Annotated in this window: 4 tRNA genes; all 4 read right to left on the bottom strand. The window is 47.9% G+C overall.

What is annotated here, in order from left to right:
- Positions 1-70: 70 nt before the first annotated feature.
- Positions 71-143 (bottom strand) — tRNA-Val (locus N0K73_RS08235).
- 27 nt (positions 144-170) lie between these two features.
- Positions 171-242 (bottom strand) — tRNA-Glu (locus N0K73_RS08230).
- A 9-nt stretch (positions 243-251) separates the two neighbouring features.
- Positions 252-341 (bottom strand) — tRNA-Ser (locus tag N0K73_RS08225).
- A gap of 17 nt (positions 342-358) precedes the next feature.
- Positions 359-431: transfer RNA gene (locus tag N0K73_RS08220), tRNA-Asn, on the bottom strand.
- Positions 432-434 lie beyond the last annotated feature (3 nt).

Here is a 434-nt window from a genome sequence, read left to right as displayed (position 1 = left end):
CCGGATTTGAACCGGTGATCTTCCGCGTGACAGGCGGACGTAATAACCCCTATACCATAGGACCTTCATATGGAGGTTACAGGGCTTGAACCTGTGACCCTCTGCTTGTAAGGCAGACGCTCTCCCAACTGAGCTAAACCTCCAACATGCTTTCTAACAATATACTTATATGACCCGTACGGGATTTGAACCCATGTTACCGCCGTGAAAGGGCGGTGTCTTAACCACTTGACCAACGGGTCAATTTGCAACGGAGAATAAGGGATTCGAACCCTTGAAACGAGAAACCTCGTTTACATGATTTCCAATCATGCTCCTTAGACCAACTCGGACAACTCTCCACATTACAAAAATAGGACTCCGGCAGTAGGACTCGAACCTGCGACATCTTGATTAACAGTCAAGCGCTCTACCAACTGAGCTATGCCGGAATA

The organism is Dellaglioa algida (genome assembly GCF_030127605.1).
GTDB lineage: Bacteria > Bacillota > Bacilli > Lactobacillales > Lactobacillaceae > Dellaglioa > Dellaglioa algida.
This window is presented reverse-complemented; position numbering and strand designations above follow the sequence as displayed.